This window comes from Streptomyces sp. NPDC002690, from assembly GCF_053592415.1.
This window is the reverse complement of record NZ_JBSFVR010000480.1, coordinates 1-4,740: the sequence shown is the minus strand read 5'-3', so window position 1 is coordinate 4,740 and position 4,740 is coordinate 1. Positions and strand designations below refer to the sequence as shown.

The 4,740-nt window shown below is 71.9% G+C and carries 5 protein-coding genes; 3 read left to right on the top strand and 2 right to left on the bottom strand.

What is annotated here, in order from left to right:
* Positions 1 to 132: 132 nt before the first annotated feature.
* Positions 133 to 414: an Lrp/AsnC family transcriptional regulator gene (locus ACWD3D_RS33695; protein ID WP_451464514.1), complete on the bottom strand. Its 282-nt coding sequence runs from the start codon at positions 412 to 414 to the stop codon at positions 133 to 135.
* The gene (locus tag ACWD3D_RS33690) at positions 411 to 1,163 is read right to left on the bottom strand and encodes a rhomboid family intramembrane serine protease (RefSeq protein WP_451464513.1); all 753 of its coding nucleotides are present in this window, start codon (positions 1,161 to 1,163) and stop codon (positions 411 to 413) included. The genes ACWD3D_RS33695 and ACWD3D_RS33690 overlap by 4 nt, the downstream gene beginning before the upstream one ends.
* A gap of 189 nt (positions 1,164 to 1,352) precedes the next feature.
* Here ACWD3D_RS33690 and ACWD3D_RS33685 point away from each other — a divergent pair, with 189 nt between their 5' ends.
* The 3 genes from ACWD3D_RS33685 (at position 1,353) to ACWD3D_RS33675 (ending at position 4,331) form a co-directional block, all read left to right on the top strand.
* Complete coding sequence (locus tag ACWD3D_RS33685) at positions 1,353 to 1,595, top strand: hypothetical protein (protein WP_266703465.1); 243 nt, start codon at positions 1,353 to 1,355, stop codon at positions 1,593 to 1,595.
* 36 nt (positions 1,596 to 1,631) lie between these two features.
* On the top strand, positions 1,632 to 2,993 hold the full coding sequence (locus ACWD3D_RS33680; protein WP_451464515.1) for an NYN domain-containing protein: 1,362 nt from the start codon (positions 1,632 to 1,634) through the stop codon (positions 2,991 to 2,993).
* A gap of 312 nt (positions 2,994 to 3,305) precedes the next feature.
* Entirely contained in the window at positions 3,306 to 4,331 is a 1,026-nt protein-coding gene (locus ACWD3D_RS33675) for an NlpC/P60 family protein (protein ID WP_451464512.1), read from the top strand.
* Positions 4,332 to 4,740: the final 409 nt, after the last annotated feature.

Sequence of the window (4,740 nt, the reverse complement as noted above, 5' to 3'; positions counted from 1 at the left end):
GGGGGGGGCGGTGCCGCCGCGCGCGGGTGACCCTCTCTTTTCGCGCGCCGCCGCTTTAAACTTTGCGGGGGGGGACGGGCAGCTGCCCGTCCCCGGCCGAAGCGCTGCCGAGGACCGCTCCGTGAGCGGTGGTTACGCGTCCAGGCCGATGGCGAACGCGGCCTCCAGGTCGTGCTGGGAGTACGTACGGAACGCCACGTGGGTATCGGTGGCCTCCACGCCCTGGATCTTGCTGATCCGGCCGGGGATGACCTCGGCGAGGTCGTCGTGGCGGGCCACCCGGACCATGGCGATCAGGTCGTACGTACCGGTGACCGAGAAGACCTCGCTGACGCAGTCGAGCGCCGCGATGGACTCGGCGATCTCCGGAATCCGGTCGACGCTGGTTTTGATGAGCACGATCGCGGTGATCACGGCTGGCTTTCTCCCTCGGTGGCCGTGGCTGGTGTCTTCACTCTAGCCCCACGCCGGTGGGGCCCCCGGGCCAGGACGAATCCCGCTCCGAACCCGGTCACGTGTGCCAGGTAGGCGACGCCGGGCCCGCTCCCCGCGCTCCGGGCCGCCAGCCACTGGAGGACGAACCAGAAGAGGAGCACGATCCAGGCCGGGAAGCGCAGCGGCAGGAAGAGGAGGAACGGGAAGATGCTGGTGACCCGCGCCCGGGGGAAGAGGCGCAGGAACGCCCCGAGCACCGCCGAGATGGCACCCGAGGCTCCGACCAGCGTCTGCTCGGAGCCGGAGTACGCCGCCGCGTAGACGACCAGGGTCAGACAGCCGCAGCCCGTGTAGAAGAGGGCGAAGCCGAGGTGGCCCATCCGCTCCTCGGCCATGGCGCCGAACACGTGCAGGAAGAGCATGTTGCCCAGCAGGTGCAGCCAGCCGCCGTGCACGAAGAGAGCGGTGAACGGGGTGAGCCACGCGTGCGCCGGGCCGCCCCACAGTTCCGCCGGGATCACGCCCCACCGCTCGAAGTACCCGGCCTGGGCGGCGAGAGCCGCGTCGGCGGTGCCGGGGGAGGGGCCGAGGCCGGAGACCGGGCTGACCACGAAGACCAGGCAGCACACGGCGATGAGGCCGTACGTGACGGGGGCGCCGCCCGCCGCCGCCGGGAGGCGCAGTCTTCGTACCGGGCCCAGCGGGTCCGCGTCACGCCGTTCGATCATGTACGGAGCATGACGTACCGGGACGGAACGGAACGGGCCGCCTCGCCGTGCCGGTGGCGGGGTACGAGGCCGTAGGGTTGCCCCAGGACACCCGCAGTTCGACGGCGCACCGCGAGATCCTTGAGGCAGGACAGGACGGGGCCCGGTCCGGGACGGCACGAGGCCCCGACGACGAAAGAGGACGGCACGATGACGACGGTTCCCCAGCCGACCGACGCGACCCGCTGGCGCTGCACGCTCTGCGGGAACCTCACTCGTTTCGACGTGACGAGGTCGTCGAAGGTGGTGGAGTACATCCACCTCGACCTGGCCGGTGACGCCAGTGTCGAGGAGCGGGAGGTCGTCAGTGAGACGATCGAATCGGTGCGCTGCCGTTGGTGCAACGCGGTGGACCAGATCGAACTGGTGGACAGGCCAGGTGCCGACTCCTGACGGAGTCGCACCACAGACACGATGGGGTGACGGATGGTGGAGCAGCCGACCAGCGGCGCTGATCCGGCCGATGGGGCCGACGGCGCCGTCGAGGCGCTCGACCGCCCGCTGCCCGAGGGAGTGCGGCGGCGGGTGGTCGCGCTGGTCTCGGACGCCTTCGGGGGTCTGACGGTCGGCGAGCTGCCCGCCCAGCTGCGTCAGTACGCCCGCTTCACCCCGACCCGGCGCGCGAAGTTCGCCGGGAACGCCATGGCCGCGGCCCTGGAGGGCGACGCGCGCTTCCGCGGGCGCATCGGGGAGCGGATCGCGGCCGCCCAGCCCGAGCTGGCCCGCGCCCTGGAGTCCGGCGCTCCCCCGGCCGCCGCCGATCCGGTGGACGTCGCCGCAGCCGCGTACGTGCTCCGCCCGGTCGGCTGGGTCAAGCTGGTGCAGGCCGCCGGCGAGGAGGTCCAGCGGGCCAGCGCGGAGCGCGCCGACGACGAGAACCGGCGCGAGACGGAACGCCTGCGCGAGGAACTGGCGCACGCGCGCGACCAGACGAAGACCGACACCGAGCGGCTCCGTGCCGAACTGGACGCCGCCCGCAAGGAGTCCGAGTCGCTCCACCGCAAGCTGCGCAGCGCGCTGAGCGAGGTCAAGCGCAGCGAGGCGGCGGTGCGCCGGGCCACCGTCGAGGCGGACGCCGTACGCGCCGAGGCGGCGGCCCAGGTCTCGCAGGCCGAGAGCGAGACCCGCCGGCTGAAGACCCGCCTGGCAGAGGCCGAGACAGCCGTGGAGACGGGCCGCAGAGCCGCCCGCGAGGGCCGTTCGGTCGAGGACATGCGGCTGCGGCTGCTGCTGGACACCGTGCTCGACGCCGCCGCCGGTCTGCGCCGCGAACTCGCGCTGCCGCCCGCGACGTCCCGCCCCGCCGACGGAGTGGACGCGGTCGAGCCGGGCCGGATGTCGCCCAAGGACATCGCCGCCAGGGCGCTGTCGGAGACCGACCCGGCGCTGCTGGACCAGCTGCTGGCCCTGCCCCAGGCGCACCTGATCGTCGACGGCTACAACGTCACGAAGACCGGCTATCCGCAGATGCCCCTGGAGAAGCAGCGGTTGAGGCTGCTGGGCGGGCTCTCGATGCTCGCCGCGCAGACGGGTGCCGAGATGACCTGTGTGTTCGACGGGGCGGAGCTGGCCGTGCCGGTGCTGCTCGCGCCGCCGCGCGGGGTCCGGGTGCTCTTCAGCAAGGCGGGGGTGACCGCCGACGAGCTGATCCGTCAACTGGCCCGCGCCGAACCGCCGGGACGGCCCGTCGTGGTGGTCTCCACCGACCGGGAGGTGGCGGACGGAGTGGCCAAGGCCGGTGCCCGACCCGTCGCGTCCGCCCTGCTCCTGAAGCGGCTTTCACGCGTTTAGTTCCCGAAGGTCGGTGTGGGGTGGCATGCCGCATTCGGTAGGATTCGGAGAAACGTACCGTCAACTCCTCGCTACGCGCGGTGCGTCGAGGGCCCGGGGGGCGTCGGGTGTGACGAAGTTTTTCCGGGGAGGATTTGAACTGATCACAGCTTGGTCACTAGGGTCAGTGCTCGAACCTTCGCACGGTAGGTCACTCATTCGGGGTGGCGGCGAAGGAACCGCCGAGTCCGTGAAGTGTGCGGAGCCGGGTCGTACCGGGCACACTGCCCTCCGGTCTGGTAGGCGGCTCTGAGGAAGAAGGAGCTCGCCTTCGTGGCGTCCCACCGTCGACCCAAGCAGCCGAGCCGCGCCCGTGTGACCGTGCTCACCGCGACCGCCGCGGCCGCAGTGGCCCTGTCCGCCCAGGCCGCGCACGCCGACCCGAAGCCGACCAAGGCCGAGGTCAAGGAGAAGGTCGACAAGCTCTACGAAGAGGCCGAGGCCGCCACCGAGAAGTACAACGGGGCCAAGGAGCAGCAGGAGAAGCTGGAGAAGGAGGTCGACGCCCTCCAGGACAAGGTCGCCCGCGAGCAGGCGGACCTCAACAGCCTCCGCGGCGAACTCGGTTCGATCGCCACCGCGCAGTACCGCTCCGGCGGCATCGATCCCTCCGTGCAGCTCTTCCTCGCCTCGGACCCGGACACCTTCCTCGACCAGGCCTCCGCGCTGGACCAGCTGACGGCCAAGCAGACCGAGTCGCTGGAGAAGATCCAGGCCAAGCAGCGCAGCCTCGCCCAGGAGCGCAAGGAAGCCGAGGCGAAGCTCTCCGAGCTCTCCGAGGTCCGCGACGCCCTCGGCGCGAACAAGAAGAAGTACCAGAAGAAGCTCGCCGACGCCCAGACCCTGCTGAACACGCTCACCGCCGCCGAGCGGCAGAAGATGGCCGACGACGACGCGCGCGCCAGCCGCTCCGCCGGCACCCGCGTCGACCTGGGCAACGAGGTCCCCGCCTCCGCCCTCGGCGCCGCCGCCCTCGCCAACGCCGCCACGCAGATCGGCAAGCCGTACGTCTCCGGCGGCACGGGCCCCAGCTCCTTCGACTGCTCGGGCCTCACGCAGTGGGCCTACGCGCAGGCGGGTGTCGCGATCACTCGCACCACGTACACCCAGATCAACCAGGGCACGCAGATCGGCCGCAGCTCGCTGAAACCGGGCGACCTGGTGTTCTTCAACAACACCGAGCACGTCGCCCTCTACGCGGGCAACAACACGGTGCTGCACGCCCCGCACCCCGGCGCGTACGTCCGCTACGAGTCGATGGACACCATCGGCAGCTTCCAGGTCGGCGTCCGCATCTGACGCCCGCCCGGCATCCGTACCTGACGCCCGAACGGGCGAATCGGTACGCCCCCGCACGACGCCCCGCCCCGACGGAGACCGAGGTCACCGCCGGGGCGGAGCCGTTTCGGGCCCCCGCGCGACCGGTCCGGTCCTTGGCCGGTGCGTAACCGGACGATTACTGTCTGTCTGCTGTGCGGCTCCCGTCCCTCGGCCCGCCCGGCCCGGGCGGCAGGGGGCCGCGTGCGTACGCGCGCAGCGGAAGGAGCACGGCCCGTGGTGTCCCATCGCCGCCCCACCCAGTCCGGCCTCAACCGGGGCGTCCGCGCGACGGTCCTGACCGCCGCCGCGGCGAGCGCGGCCGCCGGCCTCACCCCCTCGCCGCCACCGGGCTGGAGCGCGCCGACATCGAGAAGGCCCTCGAACTGGT

Excerpts from the sequence above, each read along its gene's own strand:
- ACWD3D_RS33685 (WP_266703465.1), top strand. The coding sequence starts at position 1,353 with ATGACGACGGTTCCCCAGCCGACCGACGCGACCCGCTGGCGCTGCACG.
- ACWD3D_RS33690 (WP_451464513.1), bottom strand. The coding sequence starts at position 1,163 with ATGATCGAACGGCGTGACGCGGACCCGCTGGGCCCGGTACGAAGACTG.